We start from the raw sequence: 25,723 nt of genomic DNA, 5'->3' as shown, positions 1-25,723 counted from the left end.
GAAATCCCCGGGAGTTCCCGGGGATTTACTAATATTTAAAGGTTATCTTTATTTCTTGATAAATTTAGATTTGAATTGTTCAATTCCTTTATCATCTATTGTAATAATGTAACCACCTTTAACTAAAGCCGAAACATTAACCTTTCCATTATTGATATTTCCTCTATCTACTAATTGTCCGGCAGCACTATAGATTTTATAAGTTGCCTTATCTGAAACTTTAGTAACGTTCAGAACATCAGTTGCTGGATTTGGATAAATCTGGATACCATCATTCTTAACAGCTGTTTCAGAAGTAGCAAGGTTTCCTGTAATAACTACGTTATAATCTTCCACTTCTCCGTAATCGAAAAGGTCTCCACATACATATTCTGCAGGCAATGAAAGGCCAACATTTTCGTTTCCGCTACCAGCTCCAACATAGAATGCTACAACTCTCATTCTTAGTGGCTGCCCTTCTACTGCATTACTTGGAATTGTAACATTTGAATTGATCACCGTTGATGGCTGCGTTAATGTTACAGGATAATTCAATACCCTTTCGGAATCACTGAAAACACCGTCCTTGTTAAAGTCAATAAATGCTGCTACTGCATCATAATCTGCAATATCAGGATTACCAACAGTAACAGACATAGGATAAACATTTCCTTTTGTTAAGTTAATCTGAAGAGCTGAATTCGTTGTATAATTTGTATAGGTACTATTTGCAGAGGTATTATTTACATTCGCAAGGGTTACATTGGCAATATACTCATAACTTGAACTACCTGTAGAAGCTGTACAATAAGTAAGTGCCGGTGTACTGAAGTTTACAGATGCAGAATATGTTCCTACTGTAGTACCGCAAACTAAAGCCACCTGTACTTCATAAGTAGTACCATCAATCAAATTACTTAGGTTAATTGAAGGAACTGCGGTATCAGCTTCAGTCCATACAGTTGTACCTACTTTTCTGTAACGTACTTTATAAGTTGCTCCGGTATAGGACATCCAAGACACGCTTCCTGAAGAAACAGTGATATTGCTTACCACAACGTTAGTTGGAGCAGCACTGCTACAAGCAGATAGAGGTGCAATACTAACAGGCCCTACTGCATAGAAAACATTTCCTATTGAAGAAACTCTTACTTTAATAGTCTGACCGTTCAATGAAGAAGGGAAAGTAAAGTTTTCAGATCCGTCGTTAGGTGTTGAAGCAGATAGTACCGTCCAGGTTGTTCCGTTATCTGTAGTATAGTCGATCTTTACATTAGCAACATTATAAGGAGCGGCATTGGTGTTGGCAACAATCCACTGAACTGGAGTTGGCGTATTCACATCAGCATATTGGTTAGCTAATCTGAAAGGACCATTATCTCCTACAACAATTGTCTGAACTTTAAAAGCTGACTGCTGTTGGGCCACATTGGAATTATTATCTCTTACCGTTAATGCAAAATTTGTAGTTCTTGCTATAGTAGATACTGCTTCCCAGGTATTATTTGCATTATTTAATACTCCACTCATTACAGAAGTAAATTTCGGAAAGTATCTTGTTGGGCTTGCGTTGGGAGCAGCAGATCTGAATGAAGCTCCTGATGTAGTATTTCCTAAGTTATACTTATCAATAGAAACTGAAGCATCATCTACTTCTTCCCAAGAATAGGTCATTGGGTCATTTTCAGGATCTGTAGCAGTACCTGTTAATGCAAAAGCAGTACCTTTAGGTATAGTATATGTTGGCAGATCAGCAATTACCGGCGGGTTGTTGGTAATTGTAGTTTCTACATCACAAGTTTTTGCAATTAAATTAGCCTGTACCTGACCGATACTTGCTTTGTGGAAATAAGGATCAGAATTTGCCTGAACATCTGTGTCAGGACCCGTAATACCTGCATATCCCATAATGGTAGTTCCTGAACCTGGTTCCATATTCACCCCGCTTCCTTCAAGATTATGAGAGAAAGTATGGTTAGCTCCTAACTGATGCCCCATTTCATGCGCAACATAGTCGATATCAAAGCTGTCTCCTGATGGAATTCCATTTGCCGGGGAAGTAAACCCTGAACCTTTTCCTTTAGGAACGGTAGTGGTAGGATTAATACATACACATCCGATACATCCTGCATTTCCTCCACCTCCTGATTTACCAAACAAGTGTCCGATATCATAGTTTTCATTTCCTACATTATTTGTCAAGGCAGTTTGTAACTGTGTGTTCCATGCTCCTTGTGATCCTGTTGCAGCTGCAGCATACGGATCGTTAGCCGGATCAATATAAATTACATTAGGAAAATTCTGCAGGTTCAGGTGCAGTGCAAAATCTTTCTCAAAAACCCCATTTACTCTGGTTAGTGTGTTATTGATGGCAACAAGAGCAGGAGCTCTTTTCTGATCATCATTAGCAGTAGCAGGAACTCCGGCAAGTGTCATAAAGTATTGTGTATACTCACCTGTAACTGACATTGCCAGTCTCATTGTTCTGTATTTCTTATCAGAACTTTTATTAAAAGTTGTTGGCTGATTAGAGAATGACTGTCCGTTTTTTAATAAAGCATCTATTTCCTTCTTAGCAGCAGGAGACTCTTCTGTAGAACACAAGAAACCATTCTTTTCCTTTTTTGTTTTAGGATGAACAGCATACACTGTTTTGTCTGTTGAAGCGGGGTCAATGAATTCATATTTATCTCCATGGATAATCATTGACTGAAAATCATTAGGAGCGATACTGAATCTTAAATATTTGGTAGGGTCATCGACACTTGTTCCAACATAAGATCCTAATTCATACTTGTCTGCCAGTTCTTTTACAACTACCGGAAAACTGTATACGTTAAACCTTTCAATCTTCCCACTCATAGTAGGAAGAGAAATTACTACAGGAGTGGAATTTGCTCCCATTTCCTGTGCATTCTTCAGCTGAGATCTCAATAAGTTCAGGTCCAGTTTATAGTACCCGTTACCTCTTACATTAGATTGATCTACTCTAAATCCTGTACTTCTTTTGTTATCGTCTCCTTTTTTAAGAGAAGTGGGTGTCCATTGGCCGAACACTGCCCCTCCAATAAAAGTAAACATTAAAGCAGTAAATACTTTTTTCATAAATTAAAACACAATTATAATATTCGCCAAATATAGCTAATTTATAAATTAAAAAATGAAATAAGCAGTTATTTTTTAACATTATACATCTAATAAGCATATTTATTAAAAAAAACACAAACTTCAGACGAGTCTAAAGTTTGTATTTTATGTATTTTAAAAGTTATGTATTACTATTTCTAGAACTTATAAGCAATATTCCATGCAAATCCCATATTAAACTTCGAAGAACTTTTTCCAAAACCCGGAACAATCATCGGAGAGATATCATCCTGTTTGGAAGTGTATACCATATATCTTGGCTGAAGATTTACATCTATATAAAAATTGGAGCTGAATAACTGCACCCTTCCTCCTATAGTTCCTTCCAGCCAAAAAGAAGACTGAGAGGATGAGGGAAATGCTTCAGAGGAGTTACTTCCACCAAATCCACGAACGGGAACCGCCATATACTCCTGATTATAAAATGATCCTCCCACTTTTCCTCCTGCATAAAAACCGTTGAATTCATTTTCAGCATCTTTTGCGAGCATATAGAAAGCCCCCAACTTAACAAAGGGACCGTTTGCCTTGGCATCATATCCATTCTTCTGATATACGTTTTTCTCAAAACCGGCTTCTGCAATGGCATGAACATTTCCTCTGATTTTTGAAGAGATAAATCCCTGATATAGTTTTCTATCCGAAAAAAATCCGGCTCCGGTATTCAATACATCAAGGCCAACCATAAAATTAGGTTCATATTTTTCGTGAACCTTCTTCTCTGCTTCCTTTTTTTTGTCCTGAGCCCAGCTTATTATTCCAAAAAAACTAAAAAGAAAGGTAAAGATTAGTCTTGTCTTCATTCTCTATTTGATTTTGTCCGGCCTCCAGCTTTAGCACCGGATTAGGAGTTAACAATTCTGAACTTAAATTCTCATATGACTTTTTAATCCCGCATCCCGGAGATACATAAGTTGATTTTGTAGTATACTTAATCCTTACTTTAGATTCCGCACCCTTTTTGGTAAGTTTAAAATAAACGTCTGTATACGGTGAGCTGTCTACACGTAAAGGAATTAATCTGGAATCAATCTTTGCAACTCCTCCCAGATCTACCTTTCCGGCACCATAATCTACCGCAACATAGAGTGAATCCAGAGTCTTCTCTTTTCCACTATCCATAGACCTGAAGGCTACCTTCATTCTGGGGGTTCCTTCTCCGCTTTCACAAATATCATCGTCACCTCCACAGGAAAAAAGCATTCCTAAAAAGCAGATCGCTATGAGAAATTTAAAGTACTTCATATTAAGATTTCAAATTTAAATAAATTTATTTTTTAATCAGCAATGCAATATTCTCAACATGGTGTGTTTGCGGAAACATATCTACCGGTAAGATCTTCACTAAAGTATAATGTTCTTTCATCAATGCCAGATCTCTTGCCTGTGTTGCCGAGTTGCAGCTTACATAAACTACTTTTTGCGGTGAAAGCTTAAGAATCTGTTCTACCACCTTCTGATGCATTCCATCTCTTGGTGGATCTGTGATTAATACATCTGCTTTAGGGTGGTTTGCCATGAATTCGTCATTGAAAACATCTTTCATATCTCCACAATAGAATGTTGTGTTTGTCAATCCGTTCAATGCCGCATGTTCTATTGCTGCATCTATGGCTTCCTGTACAGATTCTATTCCGATGACCTGTTTTGCATTTCTTGCTACATACTGGGCGATTGTTCCAGTTCCTGTATAAAGATCATATACTACTTCATTGCCTTTCAGATCTGCAAATTCCAATGTTTTTCTGTATAGTTCCAATGCCTGTTTGTAGTTGGTCTGGAAGAATGATTTCGGCCCTATCTTAAAATGCAGCCCATCCATCTCTTCCATAAGATAACCTTCCCCGAAGTACACATTGATATTTAAATCATAAATAGAGTCATTCTGTTTAGGGTTGATGGCATATACCAACGTTTTAATCTGCGGAAATTTTTCTAATAAGAATTCAAAAAGCTTTTCTCTGTTTTCTTTTTCTTCTCTGTAAAGCTGGAAAAGAACCATCCACTCTCCTTTTGAGTTCTGTCTCATCATCAAGGTTCTAAGGAAACCTTCCTGATTTCTTACATCAAAGAAATCCAAGCCATTATTAACACCGTATTCTTTTACAGCCAGTCTTATAGCATTGGAAGGATCTTCCTGAAGGAAACACTCCTTCAAATCCAGGATTTTGCTCCACATCCCAGGAATATGAAAACCTAAAGCATCTTTGCTCCCGAAATTCTCTTCGGAACTGATTTCGTATTGAGTAAGCCATCTTGCGTTAGAGAAGGAAAACTCCATTTTGTTTCTATAAAAATACTGTTCTTCAGATCCCAGAATTGGCACGGTTACAAAGTCATCAATTCCTCCGATTCTTTTAATATTATTATATACTTCTTCCTGTTTAAAATCAAGCTGCTTTTCATAGCTCATATTCTGCCATTTGCATCCTCCGCAAGTACCAAAGTGGATACATTTAGGCTCTACTCTGTATGGTGATTTTTCAAGAACTTCAATCGCTTCGCCTTCATAGTATTTTGACTTTGCTTTTTTCACTCTTACATTCACAATATCTCCTGGAATTGCCCCGGAAACCATTACAGTTTTACCTTCGTCTGTTTTCCCTATTGCCACCCCTTTAGCTCCGGCTGTCAATAGTTTTATATTTTCAAGAACTAGATCTCTTTTTTTCTTCCTACTCATTCTAAAATTTTCTATTTTCCTAATTGAAACTTTTACGTTCCAGTTTGCAAAAATACAATAAAAAAAACCTTATCCGAAGATAAGGTTTCTATACTGTGTTAAAGTTTATTATTTTGTTGGAGCCGGTTGTGGATTTGCCTGCTGTGGTGCTTGCTGCATAGCAGATGGATCAAGCTGCAGTTGTGGCTGCATTTGAGCATTCGGATCTACCTTCGGTGCGGAAAGACCTGTTTGTTTATCCAAAATAGTCACCAATTCCTGCTCACCAAGGTTTACAAAAGATCTGCTGGCAATTTTACCATCTTTATCAATAATTACAAAACAAGGTAATTTGAATCCGTATACCCCATATTTCTTAGCGATATCTGAGTTCAATCCTCCTTCTCCGTAAACATTTACTCCCTGAATTCCTTTTAATAAAGAATTACTTGTTTTAATGAACTGATCTTTTGTATCATCCACATTTACAAATACAAAATTCATTTTAGATTTATAAAAGTTTACCACTTCTTTTAATACAGGTACTGTAGCTTCGCTGATGTAAGGATTCCATGAAGCGTAGAAGAATAACATATAAGGTTTCCCTTTGTTTTCAGAAAGCTTGTAAGCTTTTCCGTCTTGTTTTGCTAAAGCTGCTTCTGGAGCTGCTTCTCCGATTTTAAGTCCTGTAATAGCTACCTGCATTTTTAAAAGGTCACTTTTAATAGTAGCATCTTTAATATCTGAATCGATGATCTTTTTAATCTTGTCGATATTGGCAGTCGGACTCGTTGGGTGAATATCAGCCTGAGCCATTACAAATGCAAGAAGATAATCTTTTGTTGTTTGAGATAAATCTTTTTTAGTTTTCAAATACTGAGCGAACATCTCAGAAGTTGTAATCCCTGTTTTTCCTTTGCTGTTTGCTTCCGCATACTTCTGGAAATCAGGAGTCATTTTTACAAGAAGATATTGTCTGTAAAGAGGGATAGTTTTCACCATTGCTTCTTTATCTGTTTCCAACTGGGTTTCATAATCTTTGAAAGCCTTAGATGCTTTGAAAGACGGATTTCCTGACATTGGACCGTGAGACATTTCATAGTTCGCAAGCAAGTTAAGAATGGTTACTTTGACATCGTTTTTTTTCCATTCTAATAATCCTTTGCTCGGATTATTTTTCTTAGCCAGGTCATCTACATTTTTATTAATATCTGCTTCAATTTTATGCATCCCTTTCAAGAATGCAGCTTCATCTCCTGCCATTAAAGCGCCTAAGTTAACTTTATTACCATACTCAGCTAAAAACTTCTGAGAAGCCGTAAGGAAATCATTGTTCTTTTTAGCATCTCCGGTAATTACATATTCATTTGGGAAAGTAGCCCCGTTTCCTGAGATATTCACTTTTTGTCCTCCTTCAAGATAGATCAGGCTTTGTCTGCCTGCGTAGTTGATTACGTACATCCCATCTTTAGGAGCATCAAAATTTCCTGAAAAGTTTCCGTCTTTATCCAGACCTATATTAATCAAAGGCAGGGTTCCTACTCCTGAAGCTTCTACAAATTCAATTCTTTCTAATGGTGAGCCTCCAGTAATTTTTCCTTTTACTTCTACTTTTTTTGAACAAGACATCACAAAGAATGTGATGATAAACAATAAAAGATATTTTTTCATTTCAATTTTTAATATTACACAAAAATAAGCTTTTTAGGGCTTGTTAATTCACTCTAATTATTTTTTTTAAAAATTTTATTATTACCGTTCAAAAGGGGTATTCCCATTACGGAATACTGTCTTTTTGAAGGTAAAAAGTATTTGAAGGTCTTTTCAGAAAACGATTCAATTACCTTTCAAATATATACTTAATAAATAAAGAATAACGAAGATCAGTCAATAAGTTAACAAACTTTAACAGAGGTGTTAATTTCATAAAAAAATCGCCTCCAAAAGTGAAGGCGATTTTTTATGTATCTGAATCAATTCTATCCTTGATCTACAAGAGCAGCCATGTATTCTCTGTTCATTCTTGCGATGTTTTCAAGAGAAATACCTTTAGGACATTCTACTTCACATGCTCCGGTGTTTGAACAGTTTCCGAATCCTTCTTCGTCCATAGCTTTCACCATGTTCAGAACTCTTCTCTTAGCTTCTACTCTACCTTGTGGAAGTAATGCATACTGAGAAACTTTAGCTCCCACGAATAACATTGCAGATCCGTTTTTACATGTAGCTACACAAGCTCCACATCCGATACAAGCTGCTGCATCCATTGCTTTGTCTGCATCTTCTTTGGGAACAGGAATTGCGTTAGCATCTAATGTATTACCAGAAGTGTTCACAGAAATGAATCCTCCTGCTGCCATTACTCTGTCGAATGCGCTTCTGTCTACCATTAAGTCTTTGATAACAGGGAAAGCGGCACTTCTCCAGGGTTCAATAACGATAGTCTCTCCATCTTTGAACATTCTCATGTGAAGCTGACAAGTTGTAATCCCCGTATCAGGCCCATGAGCTCTACCATTGATGTAAAGAGAACACATCCCGCAGATTCCCTCACGACAGTCGTGGTCAAAAGCGATAGGTTCTTTTCCTTCGTTAATTAAATTTTCGTTCAGGATATCTAACATCTCTAAAAATGAAGAGTCTGTAGATACATCTGATATTTTATAAGTCTCAAACTGACCTTTAGATTTGTTGTTTTTTTGTCTCCAAATTTTCAGCGTAAGATGTAAGCCTTTTTTTGCACTCATAATTTTTTATTTATAGGTTGGAGATTATTTATTTTTTTCTGGTTTATCTGCATTTTCAAACTTCATATCTGAAGTAAGAACTGCAATTTTATTAGAGTTTCTACTTTTTAACTCCTTATATTTTTCCATTGCTTTTGCAATATTTTCAGACTTATCATCCTGTGATTTTTCGTATACTTTTTTAGTATCTCCTTTTATCACCTGATAAAAAAGCTTTTTATCTCTAAACTCTGTAGGTTTTAAAGGTTTAAGATTTACACCAGCAACAAAAGCCCCCATTTGTCCCTCTGCATTAATAACGTATACAGAATTAGGCTCCAAGTTAGCTTCAACATAATCTCTGTTTTCTGCACCGGCCCAAAACAAATGCTCACCTGGTTCACATTCATAAACCAGATATTTTCCACTTGAAATAGGTCCTAGAAAAAGATCTTTATCATAAATTCTGAAATTAACCAGTAAACCAGCTCCGGTTTTTAAAATATAAACTAATGATTTTCCTTCAGAAGGTTTATCAATAGCCTGAGTCGTAATTTTCTGAGCAACAACAGTAGAGAATCCAAAGAGAACTACAAAAAATAATAGTAATTTTTTTAAATTCTTCATACTATTTATAACTTCTAGTTTTAACCTCGATGTTATCATATATCAACTCTTCTTTATGCAACACTTCCGCGTTGATATCGTTTCCTTGATATTCCCAAGCTCCGACGTATTTGTAGTTTACGTCATCTCTTTCCGCTTCTCCGTCCGGAGTTGAATGGTCTTCACGGAAATGTCCACCACAAGATTCGTTTCTGTGTAGTGCATCGATAGCCATTAATTGCCCAAGTTCCAGGAAGTCTGCTACTCTGAATGCTTTTTCAAGCTCAGTGTTCATTCCTTCTCCTTCCCCAGGTACTTTTACATTTTTCCAGAAGTCATTTCTTACTTCTTCGATTTCTTTGATTGCTTCTCTCAAACCTTCAGGAGTTCTGCCCATACCTACCTTGTTCCACATGATGTGTCCCAGTTTTTTATGGAAATGATCTACTGAATGAGTTCCTTTATTGTTTAAGAAGAAATCAATTTTTTCTTTAATTCCTTTCTCAGCCTCGTCAAAAGGTGCTGAATTAGTAGGAATAGCTCCTGTTCTGATATCTGCAGAAAGGTAATCTGCAATCGTATAAGGAAGTACAAAATATCCGTCAGCAAGCCCCTGCATCAATGCAGATGCCCCCAATCTGTTTGCCCCGTGATCTGAGAAGTTAGCCTCACCAATTACGAAACATCCAGGGATTGTAGACTGAAGGTTATAATCAACCCAAACACCACCCATGGTATAGTGAACCGCAGGATAGATCTTCATTGGAGTTTTGTAAGGATCATCAGCGGTAATTTTCTCGTACATTACGAATAAGTTACCATACTTCTCCTCAACCCACTTCTTACCAAGATCATAGATCTGCTGATCTGTAGGATTATGAATATGTTTTTCAATAGCGGCTTCTTTACCTTTTTTCATGATCTCTGTAGAGAAATCAAGGTAAACACCTTCCTGAGTATCATTATTTTCAATTCCGAATCCGGCATCACATCTTTCCTTAGCTGCTCTGGAAGCAACGTCTCTAGGTACAAGGTTACCGAATGCAGGGTATCTTCTTTCCAAATAATAATCTCTATCTTCTTCTTTAATATTTTCAGGTCTTAATTTGCCTTCTCTGATCGCTACTGAATCTTCAATTTTCTTAGGAACCCAGATTCTTCCTGAGTTTCTTAGTGATTCAGACATCAAAGTCAGTTTAGACTGCTGTGTTCCGTGAACAGGAATACAAGTAGGGTGAATCTGTACGTAGCATGGGTTTGCAAAGTAAGCTCCTTTCTTGTGAATTTTCCATGCCGCAGAAACGTTGGATCCCATTGCATTGGTAGAAAGGAAGTATACGTTCCCGTATCCTCCTGAAGCAATTACCACTGCGTGAGCAGAGTGTCTCTCAATTTCACCTGTTACAAGATTTCTTGCGATAATCCCTCTTGCTTTTCCGTCAACAATAACAAGATCTAACATCTCATGACGGTTGTACATCTTAATTCTTCCTTTACCGATCTGACGGCTCATTGCAGAATAAGCACCTAATAATAACTGCTGTCCGGTTTGTCCTTTTGCATAGAACGTTCTTTTTACCTGAACCCCACCAAATGAACGGTTATCCAGCTGACCGCCGTAATCTCTCCCGAAAGGAACCCCCTGGGAAACACACTGGTCAATAATATTAGCGGAAACTTCAGCTAATCTGTAAACGTTGGCCTCTCTTGCTCTATAGTCACCACCTTTGATGGTATCATAGAATAATCTGTAAGTAGAGTCACCGTCTCCCTGATAATTCTTCGCTGCGTTGATACCTCCCTGAGCGGCAATGGAGTGCGCTCTTCTTGGAGAATCCTGGTAGCAGAATGCTTTTACGTTATATCCCTGCTCAGCCAATGTAGCTGCAGCAGAACCTCCTGCCAAACCTGTACCTACAACAATAATATCAATCTTGTCTCTGTTGTTTGGGGCAACAAGGTTCATATGGTCTTTATGATTTTTCCACTTGTCTTTAAGAGGACCCGCTGGAATTCTTGAATCTAATTTACTCATATTAGTATATTGATATTATTGAGTTATAAAATGGAAAACTGCTACGATGATGAATCCTGCAGGAATAAGGATTGAATACCATGTTCCGAAAGCTTTGATCACCGGCGTATATTTTGGATGTCTTGCTCCGATAGACTGGAATGAAGACTGGAATCCGTGAGCTAAGTGTAATCCTAGCAGAACAAAAGAAATTACATATAAAGCCACTCTCCAAAGATCGGCAAACTTCTCATGAAGTTCCGGCCAGAAACGTTCTGCATCAGGAGTCAATCCTTCTACATACTTATAATTCATTTCATGTAACCAGAAATCATATAAGTGAAGCGCCAGGAACGCTAAGATAACAGCACCTGAAATAATCATATTTCTGGACATCCATGAAGAATTCACTGATGCGTTGTTTGCTGCATACTTTACCGGACGCGCTTTATTATTCTTGATCTCAAGCACAAATCCCATTACAAAATGGAAAATTACTGCAAAACCAAGAATAGGCTGCATTAAGAACTGCACAAAAGGATTATAGCCCATAAAGTCAGATGCTGTATTAAATGCATCTTTGTTTAGAACTGATAACAAATTGGTCGTCAAATGCAGTATAAGAAAAATCAGCAAAAATAGAGCTGATAATGCCATAGCATATTTTCTACCTATCGTAGAACTCGTTAAACCTGCCATATAAGTTTAAATTTGAATTTCTACAAAATTAAGAAAGTTTAACAATATCGAAAAGTGAGAAATCTCACAAATAGGCAGTTTGTAATCTTTCTAAATAAGAATTTTATCCATTATAGATACAGGAAAATGGCTAAATTAAGAACCATCATTTCAGATCGTAAGTTTTATTCCTGAAAACTACTTTTTGAACAGAGGAAGACATGTGTTTTATCTCAAAATGATCTACTCTCCTGGAAGCACAATAGGGATTGACTATATACTGTAAAATCTTCGTCTTATTTTTCATATCCGAAATCCAGAAACATACTCTGTTATTATTTTTTACGGAAAAAATTTTGTTTTTATAAAAATGATGGACCAATATCTCTTCTTTCTGATTTTCAAATGCAGTGCTTCCGGTTCTTATCACCAGAAATAGTAATGCTGCTGTCACCAGCCTTATCCTGTTTTTAAAATTGAAATTCAGAATAACGGGTCTTAGTAAATATACAAAAACTGATGCTGACATCACTTCTATCCCATTCATTGGGATATTGTCAAAAAACAACAGATCAATCTCAGCAAACCAATGGATTATCTTCAGTAAAACATAAATAACCTCATCATACATTCCATTTATAAATTCAAAATCAACTCCAAAAGAAATAAGACCCGTCATTATAAATGAGAAAACGATAATTATCTCAGAAAAAGGAACAATAACAACATTAGCAATGATTGATATGAATGAAAACTGATGAAAATAATACAAGACCAGGGGAAGGGTTGCCAGCTGTGCCGATAACGATATTGCAATGGTATTAAACAAAATTTTTTTGACATAATTATCCTGTTTCGGAAAGTATTTCAAAAGTGGCTGGTTCAGCCAATATATTCCCAAAACAGCCAAAAAGCTAAGCTGAAACCCCACATCAAAAAGCTGCTGCGTATCTCCGGTTAGAATAAAAAAAGCAGACACGGCTAATGAGTGAAGCAGGTCCGGTTTCCGCTGAAGGAGGACAAAAATAAAATAAACACTCAACATGATGCAGGAACGCAATACTGAATTACCAAATCCAATAAAAACAGCAAACAGCCATATAAAAACCAAACTGAAAACAACAGCATATTTTCTGAATTGTAAAGGAGTAAAACGAATCAGAAAAAAATAGAACATCCCGAAAATAACCACAATATGAGTTCCGGAAATAGCAAGAAAATGAACCAGCCCTGATCTATTGAAATCTCTAACAGTGTCTGCATCAATCTCCGTCCGATCTGCCAGAATAATACCTTTCAGAAATTCTTGGGTTTTTTCCGAAATTTCTGTTTTATCTATTTTTTTAAGAACTTCAAACCTATACTGCCTAAGCTGATCTGCCAACGTTAAGTCATTCCGTTCTGCACATACAATTTCTTTTGAAAGATAAACCTGATAATCAATATGCTTCCTTTTCAGATATTGAGCATAATTGAACTGAAAATCATGTGATGGTGCCTTAGGCTGCGCAATATAAGCCTCGGCTTTGTAGTAATGAATAAAATCCAGCTCTTTACTCTCTTTTGGAACATAGAAAATTGAATTAAAACCTGTATTTCCCATCTGTGCAATGCCTTCGTATTTTCTATATTTTCCTGAAGAATTTAATTTCTGAGAGATTTTAAATATAAGCGTTTCATTTTTCTTGATAGGAAACTTTCCGTCCAGCAAATTCGTATTATAGAAATGAAGAATAATTCCTGCACCAAACAGCAGAAGCATCAGGAAAACTGTTTTGGTTTTATGCAGAAGATAAGAATGAAAGCAGATTAAAATCAACAATATTGAGCAGATTATTCCAACTCTACCAACAATGGTATCTGACAATACCACCTTATCCTGAAAAAGAATTCCAAGAATAAAGCATATTGCCAGAATAAGAAGAGGCTGTTTGTTCAAAATCCATTAATTATCCTTTTAAAATAAGCAATGAATTGGGAAATTCATGATCTCTTTAAAAACTAAAAAAGCGTTCTGCCTTCATTAAAAATGTCAACAGAACGCTTAATTTTATTCTTTAAAAATAATATTTGAAAGTATACTATCTTTTTTTCAGAAATCTATCCGTCAATCGCTTTGTTTCTTTGATATAAAATAAAGGATCTTTCCCATAATCTTCATATTTGAAATCACCGGCTTTTTTAGGAACAGCAGGCTCTATTTGTGTTCCTTCATGCCATTCGTTGAATGATGTAATGCCAATGAATTCCGGATTTACTTTAATGGCAGCATCAAACATTTTCTCATAATATTTTCCATTGTCTCTGCTTTTGAAGTTCGCTTCATTCCACGGACGGATTCTTGTATCGGAATAACCAGGGCCCACACAAGGAATAAAAATCAGATGGTGATCTTTAGCGAAGTTTGCCATAAAATCCCAATTAGCCGTTGTACTTCCGTATACAAATCCTTCGCTGGCAAAATAGGTATAGAAACCATCAAAACCTGAGGAATCAAAAAATTCAGCATCATTTTTTTCAACCCAAAGTCCGATATAAAGAGCATCTAAATCTGTATTTCTGATGGTCTTTTCTCCATTTTCAGACAACATTTTCACCCATTCTTCTTTAGGAATTTTATAACTGTCATACACATAAAACAAAGGCTTTCCTTCTTTTTTATAAAAAGCATGATGACTGGAATACGTTTTTACCAGATAAGAAAGCTGTTCTTTTAATTCTGATATATTTTTATAGAATGGCTCAATATGAAAGGCAATTTTTAAATCAAAACGATCTGCAACATCCAGATATTTGGCAAGACTTTTATCCGTGAACGAATCTTTTCCCAGCCAGCTTACAACTACCACTCCTACTCCGGAGTCTTTGATCATTTTCATATGCTGTTCAATGATTTTCGGATCATTGGAACTGTAATTGCCAAGGGCCGGATAAAAATTAGCTCCGATATCATCTCCTCCTTTATGATGTCCCAGATTATTCCACTTCGGGTTGCTCCAGTGAGGAAGGATCTCATGATTCCAGTGCTGATAATCTCCGTCCTTTGCCGGATTGGCGTACCAGCCGTAATAAAATATCTGAACTTTATCTCTTGCACTGTTCTGCTGCCCAAAACTGTTTGAGAAAAACAATGTAAAAGTTAGTAATAACAGAAAACGGTTACAATAATTCATAGTTAAAAATTAAATGATCAGAAACTCAGTACGAACTATACTTTCAATATCACTTCAGCAGCATGATCGCTGGCTCCTTTTCCGCCAAGCTTTTCTCTCAGAAGATGATAGTCATTCAGAACCTGTTCCCTTTTCTCACCTGACAAAATTTTATTGAGCTCTTCTACCAGATTTTTGGTATTCAGATCATTTTGAATTAATTCTTTTACCACTTCCCTGTCCATAATCAGATTAACCAGAGAAATATAATTAATATTTTTTACCAATCTTTTAGCAATGGCATAAGAAATTTTGCTTCCACGATAGCAAACTACTTCAGGGACATTCAGCAAAGCAGTTTCCAACGTAGCCGTTCCGGAAGTCACCAGAGCAGCTTTTGAACATCTCAGCAGATCATAGGTTTTATTAGAGACAAAATGAACATTATCATCTACATATTTCTGATAAAATTCTTTTGGAAGACTTGGTGCTCCGGCAATTACAAACTGATAATCTTTAAAGTGTGGTCTTACGGAAAGCATCATCTCAAGCATTTTTTCCACCTCTTGTTCTCTGGAACCCGGAAGCAATGCAATAATTTCTTTTTCGTTCAGTCCGTGTTCTGACTTGAAATTTTCAATACTGATTTCCTGGAGATCCGAAATAGCATCCAGCAAAGGATGTCCTACAAAATGAGAATGAACACCGTGTTTTCTGTAAAAATCTTCTTCAAAAGGAAGGATGACCATCATTTCATCCACATATTTTTTGATAATTTCTACGCGCCCTTCCTTCCATGCCCAAAGCTGTGGAGAAATATAATAAATAACTTTAATTCCCAACTCTTTCGCAAATCTTGCGATTCTCAGATTGAATCCCGGATAATCTACCAAAATCAAGACATCAGGTCTGTTCTTCTGAATGTCGTCTTTACAGTATTTAATGTTATTCAGAATGGTACGGAGGTTCATCACTACTTCCAGAAATCCCATAAAAGCAAGATCACGGTAATGTTTCACCAAAGTTCCGCCCTGAGCTTTCATCAGGTCACCACCCCAAAATCTGAATTCCGCATGGGGATCTTTTTGTTTTAAAGCTTTCATCAGGTTGCTTCCATGCAAATCACCGGAAGCTTCTCCAGCAATAATATAATATTTCATTTCTATAGTAAGGATAGAGAACAAATTAAGACAGATATGATCTTAATTCGTAAATTTGTTCAAAGATAATGATAAAAAATGTCAGAAGAATTTGAAATCCGGAATAAAGTTGCAGAAAGCGGCCTTATCAATTTTGACCTTACCACTTTACTGCCAAAAGGGGAAAGAAAAGGTATTGACCTTAAAGATTTTCTTTTTCAGGAAATGATACTGAAAGAAAAAGATTTCCGCGAAAAGGTAGAGGCAATAGATACTGAACAATATAAAGATTCATACATATACATCTACAACTCTGTAGATACTATCATTCCTCTTTGGGCTTATTTCGTTTTAACCGCAAAACTTACAGATGTAGCGAAGAAAATAGTTTTTGGAAGCCGCGAGGATCTGGAAGTTATTTTAATGCACAATGCGATTCAGACTCATGATTTTGAGGAAATGAGAGGAAAAAGAGTCCTTGTAAAAGGATGTTCAGATAAAGAAATTCCCGAAAATGCTTATATTGAATTGGTAGAACAGCTAAAACCTATTGTAAAATCTCTGATGTTCGGAGAAGCATGTTCTAATGTGCCTATCATAAAGAACTAAGACATTTTGAAATATCATCCGAAACTTTAACAATAATTGTGAATGCCGGTCATTTTCTGAGACATATTTTTTGATAACTTTGGTTACTTAATACTTAACAAACACAAAAATGAGTTTAATAGACCTACTTACAGGGAACACAGGCAACCAGGTTGCTGAACAGGCTGAGAACAAATTCGGGATCAGCAAAAATCAGGTAATCGCCCTTTTGGCTGTTGCTACACCTCTTATCATTTCTTATCTCAGAAATAAATCTCAGGATGCTAAAGAAGCAGAAGCTTTAAATAATGCTTTAGATAAAGACCATAACGGTAGTATTTTAAATGATGCTTCACAAATTGAAGCAAGACAGGCTGAAGGAGGATCTATCCTTGATCATATCTTTGGCGGGCAAAAAAGTACTGTTGAAAACCAATTGTCACAAAATACAGGAATTTCAATTGACAAAATAGGTCCTATTCTTGCGATGCTTGCACCTGTAGTAATGGGTTATATCGGACAGCAGAAACAACAGAGTAATGTAGGAGCAGGCGGTTTGGGAGATCTTTTAGGAGGAATTCTTGGAAACGCTTCCAATCAGGCTCAAGCTCAGCAGTCTAACCCTTTGAATGACATTCTTGGAAGTGTTTTAGGAGGAGGACAATCTCAATCATCTGGAAATCCCCTGAACGATATAATTGGAAGTGTATTGGGCGGTGGTGGAAACCAACAACAAGGCGGCGGCGGATTAGGCAGCATCCTTGGTAATATTCTGGGAGGTAAATAATTAATTTAATTTTCATAAAAAAGACCGGAGATCTGATCTTCGGTCTTTTTATTTTTGATTACTTTTTAGATTTTTCTTCAGAAGCTGTAAAAGATTTTGAGGCTTTTCTAGGTCTTCTTTTGCCGTAACTTCCGGAATTGATTTTTCCTCTTCTTGATTTTTTGTCTCCTTTTCCCATAGTATTAAGTATTTGTTGTTCTACGAATTTAAAAAATACAATATTAAAATCCAATTCATGAAGCTGTTAAAGTTTTATAAATTAGGAATGGAAGCTGGAAGAGGGAAGCTAGAAGTGACTATCAGGTTACTATTTTCAATTCTCAACCAGCAGATTACTTATCTTTTTTATTTTGTTACCAAAGGCTAGATTAAATATTTCAAACTACCAGTACCTCCTTCTTCCAGCTTTTTAAACTTTTATCGTCTTCCATTTTCCTTTTTTAAACAAGACAAAAGCAACAATGGTAATCAATGTTTCTGCTGCTGGGATTGAAATGAAAACACCTTTTGGACCCATATCAAGATACTTTGATAAAAAATAGGCAAGCGGAATCTGAAACAGCCAGAAACCAAAAAGATTAACCCAGGTGGGAGTCCATGTATCACCAGCTCCATTAAAAGCATTGATCATCACCATCCCGATTCCATAAAAAATAAACCCTATACTCATAATCTGAAGCGCATTTTTAGCGAAATCTTTAATAGCCATTTCCTGAGTAAAAAAGCCTACTAAAAAGTTCCCCATAAAAAGAAAGATCAGACTTACGATCAACATAAAGATGACATTATACTTTACGGTTTTCATTACGGACTGCTCTGCTCTCATCATTTCATTCGCTCCCATATTCTGTCCTACCAATGTAGATGCAGCATTACTCAAACCCCAGGCAGGAAGCATAAAGAACATCATCAGTCTCAAAGCAGTCTGATAACCTGCCGACGCATTCTCTCCTCCTGTGGTCGCTACCAGCTCCGCAAGGAAAATCCAGCTGCACGAGGCAATGACAAACTGAAAAATACCGGGAGTTGCAATTTTTATAATAGATTTGATTAATCCGTAATTCGGTTTAAAATAAGGAAGTTTAATTCTTATCTGAGTATCGGCTACTAAAAGATGGTACAACTGATAAATAACACCAATGCTCCGTCCTATTGTTGTTGCCAAAGCAGCTCCTGTTAATCCCAAAGCCGGAACAGGTCCTAAGCCTTTTATCAGAAACGGACAGAGAATAATGTTGGCAATATTAGCTATCCATAAGCTTTTCATCGCAATCATCGCATTTCCCGCTCCTCTGAAAATCCCATTAATTAAAAATAGAAGCATAATGACTGTACTGCTTCCCATCATAATTCGGGTAAAATTCTTTCCGTAAGCAGCTGCTTCCGGTTTTGATCCCATCAGAATCAGAATTTCTTCAGCAAAGATTACTCCTAGTAAACTTAAAACAAAAGTAATAGCAAACGAAACGAGTAATACCTGCGCCGCACTTCTGGAAGCCTGTTCCGGATTTTTTTCACCAATTCGTCTTGCCACCAACGCTGTGGCTGCCATACTCATTCCAATCGCAATAGAATACATTATGGAAAGTACAGATTCTGTAAGTCCTACGGTCTGGATAGCAAATCCGCTTTCTTTCAGATGCCCGACAAAATAGAGGTCAACAAGCGCAAATACAGATTCCATAGCCATTTCCAGCATCATGGGAACCGCTAAAAGCAGTACGGCACTTCTGATATTTATTTGGGTAAAATCAGTCTCTTCACCGCTGAATGCTTTTTTCAAAAATTCAATATATTTTGTCATTTCGCAATTAATATTTTATGTAATCCCAAAAATACAAATCCAATTATTAGAAAAACTTAGCAATTGGTAATAAAATTTAATTTAGATTTGTATATTCTTAAAAATTATCCTTATGAAAAAAATAATCTCTACTACTTTTCTATTTGGAATGTTACTGTCCGGCAGCATGTTCTCTGCCCAGAAGATGAGTCAGGAAAAGATGAAAGCCATTTATTCTGATGATGTTGCAACATTTAAAAAACAGTTTGCTCCGGGAGATTACAACAAATGTTTCCTTGTTGGGAATATACTTTATTCACCTCTTGGTTTCAGTGTAATGTCTGACAGAAAGAATATTATCAACTTCCTTTTGGATAACAAAGTGAATGTGAATAAAAAATGTCAGAATAAAACTCCTCTTGAAGTAGCTGATGAAACAAAAGGCAGTGAAGAAGTAAAGAGAATTCTGATCGCAAAAGGTGGTAACAGAATCTAAAAAAATCTAAAAACAATATATGAAACTTCCGAAAGGAAGTTTTTTTTATTTATAAAACCTGCAAAAATCTTATCTTTGCCAACGAAAAATTCAAGGTCCGGAATTGGACCTTAAACATTGAACTTTAAACAAATAATTATGTTTCGATCACACACCAACGGAGAGCTATCTCTGAAAAATCTGAATGAAGAAGTTACACTATCAGGATGGGTACAGACTATCCGTGATAAAGGATTTATGATTTGGGTAGATCTTCGGGATCGTTACGGAATTACCCAGCTGGTTTTTGATCAGGAGCGTTCTTCTGCACAATTGATGGAAGAAGCTAAAAAACTGGGCCGTGAATTTGTAATTCAGGCTACCGGAAGAGTTATTGAAAGAGTAAGCAAAAACCCTAATATTCCCACCGGGGAAATTGAAATTCTGGTAGAAAAACTGACGATTCTGAACGATTCTCAGCTTCCACCTTTCACCATTGAGGATGAAACAGACGGAGGTGAAGAATTAAGAATGAAATACCGTTACCTGGATATCAGAAGAAATCCGGTAAAAGATAAACTGATCTTCCGCCACAAAATGGCGCAGAAAGTAAGAAATTATTTATCTGAAGAAGGTTTCATTGAAGTGGAAACACCTGTTTTGATCAAATCTACTCCGGAAGGAGCAAGAGACTTTGTGGTACCAAGCAGAATGAATCCCGGACAGTTTTATGCATTGCCACAATCTCCACAAACTTTCAAACAGCTTTTGATGGTAGGTGGAATGGATAAATATTTCCAGATCGTAAAATGTTTCCGTGATGAGGATTTAAGAGCAGACAGACAGCCGGAGTTTACACAAATCGACTGTGAAATGGCTTTCGTAGAGCAGGAAGACGTTATGAACGTATTCGAAGGAATGACTAAAACGCTTTTAAAAGATATTACAGGTCAGGAATTCGGAGATTTCCCAAGAATGACTTTCGCTGATGCGATGAGAAAATACGGAAACGACAAACCGGATATCCGTTTCGGAATGGAGTTCGTAGAACTGAATGAACTGGTAAAAGGAAAAGACTTCAAGATATTTGATGATGCTGAATTAGTAGTCGGGATCAATGTAGAAGGATGTGCGGAATATACGAGAAAACAAATCGATGAACTTGTTGATTGGGTTAAACGTCCTCAGATCGGAGCATCGGGAATGGTTTGGGTAAAATTCCAGAATGATGGTGTAAAAACCTCATCGGTAAATAAATTCTACAACGAAGAAGATTTAGCAAAGATCATCGAAAAATTCGGAGCCAAAGAAGGAGATTTAATGTTGATTCTTTCCGGAAACGAAAATAAAGTAAGAGCTCAGCTTTCTGCTTTGAGAATGGAACTTGGAAACCGTTTGGGATTAAGAAAAGGAAACGAATTTGCACCACTATGGGTAGTTGACTTCCCTCTATTGGAATTTGATGAAGAAAGTGGACGTTACCATGCAATGCACCACCCTTTCACGTCTCCAAAAACTGAAGATATCCATTTATTGGAAACAGATCCCGGAAAAGCAAGAGCTAATGCTTACGATATGGTTCTGAACGGAAACGAAATCGGTGGAGGATCGATCAGAATTTTTGACAGAGATCTTCAGTCTAAAATGTTTGATTTATTAGGATTTACCAGAGAAGAAGCTGAAGCTCAGTTTGGATTCCTGATGAATGCCTTCAAATACGGAGCACCGCCACATGGAGGACTGGCATTCGGATTTGACCGTTTGGTAGCGATTCTTGACGGAAACGAAGTAATCAGAGATTATATCGCATTCCCTAAGAACAATTCAGGACGAGATGTAATGATCGATGCACCTGCTTCTATTGCTGATGCACAGCTTGACGAACTGGAGTTACAATTGAATTTAAAAGCATAAATGTAAGCGGGGTATTTGCCCCGCTTTTTTTATATCCCGAATTACAGGCATCTTCAATGTAATTCTTCCAAAAATACATATTCATGATACAGTATTACCTGAACGTCATGACCTTACAAATTTCAGTATACTTTATTAATTTATCAATAGAATAGTCTTTATGCTAGTATAAAATACAGTTTATAGCATCATATCAAATATTCGTGAAATAACTTAATTTCAAAATTAATAGTAAAAAATAAAGCATTTCAAACAAATAAACGAATTAAATATATCAAACAAACAAAAAGTTAACAAAACAATCATTATATTATGTTGTATGCAATAATAATCTTTTATTAGTATATTTACAACACACAGCTGAATTATAATGCAGAACTTAATCAAACTTAGAATTAATTAATTTTAATAATCTTTTGTGCGGGGTAATAATAGAGCTGTTCATATATAAACCTGATCATCAACCAATATTAAATAATATGAAAAGCAAACTATTACTCTTATCAGGATGCCTTATTCTGGCACTGAATTCATGCAGGTCGGACATTGAAAATCCTCAAACTGATTCAATCGATCCTACAACCACAAAGCTGGACAATGCAAAGATTCACAAATTATTAATTGACGGAAAATACACCTATGTTAATGAAGTCAATGGTGAATATTTTTATGCAGAAGATATAACGATCAGCTCCGAACAGTTTAATGCATTACAAAAGCAGGCCAACCCTGGAACATCAACAGCAGAAAAAAGTACCATTGTAAGCTCCTTTATTAAGACATGGCCTAATGCCATCGTCTATTACACATTACCCAGCCAGGGAACTATGAGCACTCAGAATTATGATACATTCCTTACCAATATCAACAAAGCGTTTGATATGATCTCTTCACAAACCAGTATGCAGTTTGTTCAACGCACGAATCAAACAGAATACATCACCTTTACTTATACAACCTCCAACAGTTCTCCACTTGGATGGCAAAAAAACAGAGTAAATGGTATTAAAATTTATAATATCACATATCCCGCCATTATCGCTCACGAAATAATGCATTCAATGGGAATCATGCACGAACAGTGCCGCCCAGATAGAGATCAGTACATTATCGTAGATGTTAATAAAGCGGTGGAAGGTAGCCGTCATAACTTCAATCTTTATAATGATTATGCAGGACATGGGGCATTCGATTTCGGTTCAGTCATGATGTATCAGTCTACAGACTTTGCGATAGATCCAGGCCAGCCAGTAATGACCAAGCTTGACGGGTCTACATTTACCAAGCAAAGGACAGGATTGTCTGCCGGTGATTATGCCGGAATAAATCATTTGTACGGACCTGTTAATGCCAGTTCTGCAATCAACGGAACTTATACGATGACGACCGCTTTAGCAAATGATAAAAATGTAGATATCACAGGAAGTTCCACTACTGATGGCACCGGTATAATTCTATATTCAGCTTCTACAGGGAATAACCAGAGATTTACTTTCAGCAAATCAGATCATGGATATTATATCATCAAATCTATACTTGACCCCGCAAAAGTGCTTACTGTAAAGGGTAACGGAACAACGAATGGAACAGCTGTTGAATTACGAACCAATGCGAATACAGATTCTCAAAAATGGTTATTATTCAATTTAGGGAATAACGGATTTGGATTTGCTCCTAAAAATGCACCGGCATTGAGATTAGAGGTAAAAAACGGCTTAACAACCAATCTTACGCCTATTGTCATCGGCACTACGGATCAAACAGTTCAGCCTTCTGTAAAACAGCGCTTTAAACTTACAAAAGTTAACTAAACTATTATCTATTATAAAGACAAAGAGGCTGTCTCAAAGTGTCATTCTGACGAAGAAGGAATCTCATTCATAATTGATGATACAAGATTCTTCACTCCACTACATTTCGTTCAGAATAACAGCGTCAACTTATTTGACTTTTTAGACAGCCTCTTCTGTTCTATCAGATTAGCACATTATTCTTGTATTATAAGTATTTATCTGTTAATTTCAACATTTCATTTCTTCCAGGCCCGATAGAAAGATAAGCCACCGGAATTTCCAATTCTGTTTCTAAGAATGACAGAAATCCGATAACTTCTTTTGGCAATTCTGAAGAGCTTTTCATCCTGGAAAAATCGGTTTGCCAACCAGTAAACCATTTAAATATAGGCTTGGCATTTTCTGGAAGAATCCCGGAAACAGATACAAGTTCGCCGTTTTCCAGTTCATAATGGGTGCAAACTGCTACAGATTTCAATCCGCTTAGCACATCAGCTTTTGTCAGAACCAGCTGAGTTACACCGTTGATCATTACTGCATATTTTAGAGCAGGAAGATCCAGCCATCCTGTTCTTCTCGGACGTCCTGTATTGGAACCAAATTCATTCCCCTTCATTCTGAGGTCATCTCCAAATTCATCTAAAAGTTCCGTTGGAAACGCACCATTTCCCACACGCGTACAATAAGCTTTCGCTATTCCGTAAATCTCACCGATCTTTTTCGGCGATACACCTAAGCCGCTACTCGCTCCTGATGCTGTCGTTGAGGAAGATGTCACATACGGGTAAGTACCATGATCAATATCCAACATTGCTGCCTGAGATCCTTCTGCCAATACTTTTTTACCTTCAGATAAAGCTTCGTTAAGATAAATTTCAGTTTCTGTACAATTGAATTTTTTAAGGAATTCCACTCCATCAAAAAACTCTTTACTGATTTCTTCTAAAGCAGGCAAAACAATCATTCCTACTTCTTCCAGCATTCTGTAATCTCTATCCAGAATATGCTTCGCTCTGCTTTGAAAATCTGATGAAAATATATCCCCTACTCTCAGATTCTGTCTTAATATTTTGTTTGAATATGCCTGAGCAATCCCATTTTTAGTAGTTCCGATCTTGGTATAGCCAGAACTTTCCTCCATAAAAATATCCAGAAGCTTATGCGTTGGCATTACCAGATGTGCTTTTCGGGAAATAATGATATTATTTTCCGGCTGAATGGTTTTATCAAATACCTGAAGATTCAGAATTTCCTTTTTAAAACTTACCGGATCAATAACAGTTCCGGTACCGATAACATTCTGCACACCATTCATAAAGATTCCCGAAGGAATCATTTTAAGCGTTATTATGCGTCCGTTTCTTTCAATGCTGTGCCCAGCATTAGATCCACCATTAAAACGTGCTGTAATGTCGTAATTTTCACTGATCAGATCAATGAACTTTCCTTTTCCTTCATCTCCCCATTGCAGTCCTAATACAATATCCATATTTGTACTTTAAATTTTATGAAGCAAAACTATGACAGTCAGCGGGAAAGACCATTGTCATTTGACAAAAAGAGATTTATGAGATGTTTGAAGTTTGTAAAATCTACAAACTCTGTTGCCCTGCATACTCCTTAAGATCATCTATCAATTATAATTTATCAATAATAATTCTAGACGATATTTCTCCTGATCCTGCTCAGTGAAGAAGGGGTCACGCCAAGATAAGAAGCCAGCATAGATTGCGGAACTCTGTTGGCAAGGCCGGGATAGTGATTTAAAAAATGAATGTAACGGGATTTTGCATCCTGATTGAGCATGATACTGGCAACTTTCAGTTTATTCTCAACAACAAACGCATGGATTCTTGCAAACAAAACCGGCCATACGGCAATTTTCTCTTCAAGAAGCTTAAAATGTTTGAGATCAATCACCAGCAGTACAGCATCAGTAATGGCTTCAATATCTTCATGAGCGGGCAGCTGATCTGTAAAACCCTGAAAATCTCCTATAAATCTACCTTCATAAATGAAATATCTGGTAAAATCGTCACCCTGCTTATTATAATACAAAGACCGGAAAACACCTTTTTTTACAAAAGCAATTCTTTGGCTCACTTTTCCTGCTTCCACAAAAGAATCTCCTTTCTTTACAGTGATTTCCTGAATTCCTTCAGCAATTAAAATTTCATCCTGAGGATTCAGCGTTCCAAATTTTTTGATATAAGTAAAAAGCTCTTCCATATTTATGTTATACCCACGGATTGCGGAAATATAAAGGTATAAAAGTCAACG

At 36.6% G+C, this 25,723-nt stretch carries 22 protein-coding genes; 6 read left to right on the top strand and 16 right to left on the bottom strand.

What is annotated here, in order from left to right; translation table 11 throughout:
- Nucleotides 1-48: 48 nt before the first annotated feature.
- From BW946_RS04140 to lpxB, 12 genes are all read right to left on the bottom strand, one after another.
- Nucleotides 49-3,084, bottom strand: a complete 3,036-nt coding sequence (locus tag BW946_RS04140) for a reprolysin-like metallopeptidase (protein ID WP_076594961.1) — start codon at nucleotides 3,082-3,084, stop codon at nucleotides 49-51.
- Between the two features lie 179 nt (nucleotides 3,085-3,263).
- Nucleotides 3,264-3,929 (bottom strand): DUF6048 family protein, encoded by a 666-nt coding sequence (locus BW946_RS04135; protein ID WP_076594960.1) that lies wholly within the window; start codon nucleotides 3,927-3,929, stop codon nucleotides 3,264-3,266.
- Nucleotides 3,895-4,371 carry a DUF6452 family protein gene (locus BW946_RS04130; protein ID WP_076594959.1) on the bottom strand — a complete coding sequence of 159 codons (477 nt, stop codon included), beginning with the start codon at nucleotides 4,369-4,371 and terminating at the stop codon, nucleotides 3,895-3,897. The genes BW946_RS04135 and BW946_RS04130 overlap by 35 nt, the downstream gene beginning before the upstream one ends.
- A gap of 25 nt (nucleotides 4,372-4,396) precedes the next feature.
- Entirely contained in the window at nucleotides 4,397-5,809 is a 1,413-nt protein-coding gene (gene rlmD, locus BW946_RS04125; RefSeq protein WP_076594958.1) for a 23S rRNA (uracil(1939)-C(5))-methyltransferase RlmD, read from the bottom strand.
- A gap of 108 nt (nucleotides 5,810-5,917) precedes the next feature.
- Nucleotides 5,918-7,459 (bottom strand): TlpA family protein disulfide reductase, encoded by a 1,542-nt coding sequence (locus tag BW946_RS04120; RefSeq protein WP_076594957.1) that lies wholly within the window; start codon nucleotides 7,457-7,459, stop codon nucleotides 5,918-5,920.
- Nucleotides 7,460-7,767: 308 nt separating this feature from the next.
- Nucleotides 7,768-8,535 (bottom strand): succinate dehydrogenase/fumarate reductase iron-sulfur subunit, encoded by a 768-nt coding sequence (locus BW946_RS04115; RefSeq protein ID WP_065399437.1) that lies wholly within the window; start codon nucleotides 8,533-8,535, stop codon nucleotides 7,768-7,770.
- Between the two features lie 24 nt (nucleotides 8,536-8,559).
- Nucleotides 8,560-9,141 carry a hypothetical protein gene (locus BW946_RS04110; RefSeq protein WP_076594956.1) on the bottom strand — a complete coding sequence of 194 codons (582 nt, stop codon included), beginning with the start codon at nucleotides 9,139-9,141 and terminating at the stop codon, nucleotides 8,560-8,562.
- Between the two features lies 1 nt (nucleotide 9,142).
- Entirely contained in the window at nucleotides 9,143-11,155 is a 2,013-nt protein-coding gene (locus BW946_RS04105) for a fumarate reductase/succinate dehydrogenase flavoprotein subunit (protein WP_076594955.1), read from the bottom strand.
- A 15-nt stretch (nucleotides 11,156-11,170) separates the two neighbouring features.
- Nucleotides 11,171-11,833 (bottom strand): succinate dehydrogenase cytochrome b subunit, encoded by a 663-nt coding sequence (locus BW946_RS04100; protein ID WP_076594954.1) that lies wholly within the window; start codon nucleotides 11,831-11,833, stop codon nucleotides 11,171-11,173.
- A 145-nt stretch (nucleotides 11,834-11,978) separates the two neighbouring features.
- Nucleotides 11,979-13,751: a ComEC/Rec2 family competence protein gene (locus BW946_RS04095; RefSeq protein WP_076594953.1), complete on the bottom strand. Its 1,773-nt coding sequence runs from the start codon at nucleotides 13,749-13,751 to the stop codon at nucleotides 11,979-11,981.
- A 142-nt stretch (nucleotides 13,752-13,893) separates the two neighbouring features.
- Nucleotides 13,894-14,985, bottom strand: a complete 1,092-nt coding sequence (locus BW946_RS04090; RefSeq protein ID WP_076594952.1) for a glycoside hydrolase family 99 protein — start codon at nucleotides 14,983-14,985, stop codon at nucleotides 13,894-13,896.
- A gap of 35 nt (nucleotides 14,986-15,020) precedes the next feature.
- Nucleotides 15,021-16,124 carry a lipid-A-disaccharide synthase gene (gene lpxB / locus BW946_RS04085; RefSeq protein WP_076594951.1) on the bottom strand — a complete coding sequence of 368 codons (1,104 nt, stop codon included), beginning with the start codon at nucleotides 16,122-16,124 and terminating at the stop codon, nucleotides 15,021-15,023.
- 78 nt (nucleotides 16,125-16,202) lie between these two features.
- Between lpxB and BW946_RS04080 the strand changes: the two genes are divergently transcribed.
- Together BW946_RS04080 and BW946_RS04075 are read left to right on the top strand one after the other, a co-directional pair.
- Entirely contained in the window at nucleotides 16,203-16,712 is a 510-nt protein-coding gene (locus tag BW946_RS04080; protein WP_076594950.1) for a DUF2480 family protein, read from the top strand.
- Nucleotides 16,713-16,821: 109 nt separating this feature from the next.
- A complete protein-coding gene (locus BW946_RS04075) occupies nucleotides 16,822-17,478 on the top strand; it encodes a DUF937 domain-containing protein (protein ID WP_076594949.1) in 657 nt (218 codons plus the stop codon).
- Nucleotides 17,479-17,536: 58 nt separating this feature from the next.
- On the opposite strand, the gene BW946_RS04070 is transcribed toward BW946_RS04075, so the two are convergent.
- The gene (locus tag BW946_RS04070; RefSeq protein ID WP_076594948.1) at nucleotides 17,537-17,656 is read right to left on the bottom strand and encodes a 30S ribosomal protein THX; all 120 of its coding nucleotides are present in this window, start codon (nucleotides 17,654-17,656) and stop codon (nucleotides 17,537-17,539) included.
- Nucleotides 17,657-17,713: 57 nt separating this feature from the next.
- Between BW946_RS04070 and BW946_RS21770 the strand changes: the two genes are divergently transcribed.
- On the top strand, nucleotides 17,714-17,845 hold the full coding sequence (locus BW946_RS21770; RefSeq protein WP_262484558.1) for a hypothetical protein: 132 nt from the start codon (nucleotides 17,714-17,716) through the stop codon (nucleotides 17,843-17,845).
- Nucleotides 17,846-17,887: 42 nt separating this feature from the next.
- Here the strand turns inward: BW946_RS21770 and BW946_RS04065 are convergent, their stop codons facing one another.
- A complete protein-coding gene (locus tag BW946_RS04065) occupies nucleotides 17,888-19,282 on the bottom strand; it encodes an MATE family efflux transporter (protein WP_076594947.1) in 1,395 nt (464 codons plus the stop codon).
- Between the two features lie 112 nt (nucleotides 19,283-19,394).
- On the opposite strand from BW946_RS04065, the gene BW946_RS04060 reads away from it, so the two are divergent.
- From BW946_RS04060 to BW946_RS04050, 3 genes are all read left to right on the top strand, one after another.
- The gene (locus BW946_RS04060) at nucleotides 19,395-19,757 is read left to right on the top strand and encodes an ankyrin repeat domain-containing protein (protein WP_076594946.1); all 363 of its coding nucleotides are present in this window, start codon (nucleotides 19,395-19,397) and stop codon (nucleotides 19,755-19,757) included.
- A 138-nt stretch (nucleotides 19,758-19,895) separates the two neighbouring features.
- Entirely contained in the window at nucleotides 19,896-21,650 is a 1,755-nt protein-coding gene (gene aspS, locus BW946_RS04055; RefSeq protein WP_076594945.1) for an aspartate--tRNA ligase, read from the top strand.
- Between the two features lie 479 nt (nucleotides 21,651-22,129).
- On the top strand, nucleotides 22,130-23,461 hold the full coding sequence (locus tag BW946_RS04050; protein WP_076594944.1) for a M12 family metallopeptidase: 1,332 nt from the start codon (nucleotides 22,130-22,132) through the stop codon (nucleotides 23,459-23,461).
- A 187-nt stretch (nucleotides 23,462-23,648) separates the two neighbouring features.
- On the opposite strand, the gene BW946_RS04045 is transcribed toward BW946_RS04050, so the two are convergent.
- Both BW946_RS04045 and BW946_RS04040 read right to left on the bottom strand, forming a co-directional pair.
- Complete coding sequence (locus tag BW946_RS04045; RefSeq protein WP_076594943.1) at nucleotides 23,649-24,932, bottom strand: adenylosuccinate synthase; 1,284 nt, start codon at nucleotides 24,930-24,932, stop codon at nucleotides 23,649-23,651.
- Between the two features lie 170 nt (nucleotides 24,933-25,102).
- Nucleotides 25,103-25,672: a Crp/Fnr family transcriptional regulator gene (locus BW946_RS04040; protein ID WP_076594942.1), complete on the bottom strand. Its 570-nt coding sequence runs from the start codon at nucleotides 25,670-25,672 to the stop codon at nucleotides 25,103-25,105.
- Between the last annotated feature and the right edge of the window lie 51 nt (nucleotides 25,673-25,723).

This window comes from Chryseobacterium sp. RU33C, assembly GCF_900156015.1.
Classification (GTDB): Bacteria; Bacteroidota; Bacteroidia; order Flavobacteriales; family Weeksellaceae; genus Chryseobacterium; species Chryseobacterium candidae.
The sequence above is the reverse complement of the archived record's forward strand: the minus strand, read 5'-3'. Positions and strand labels throughout refer to the sequence as shown.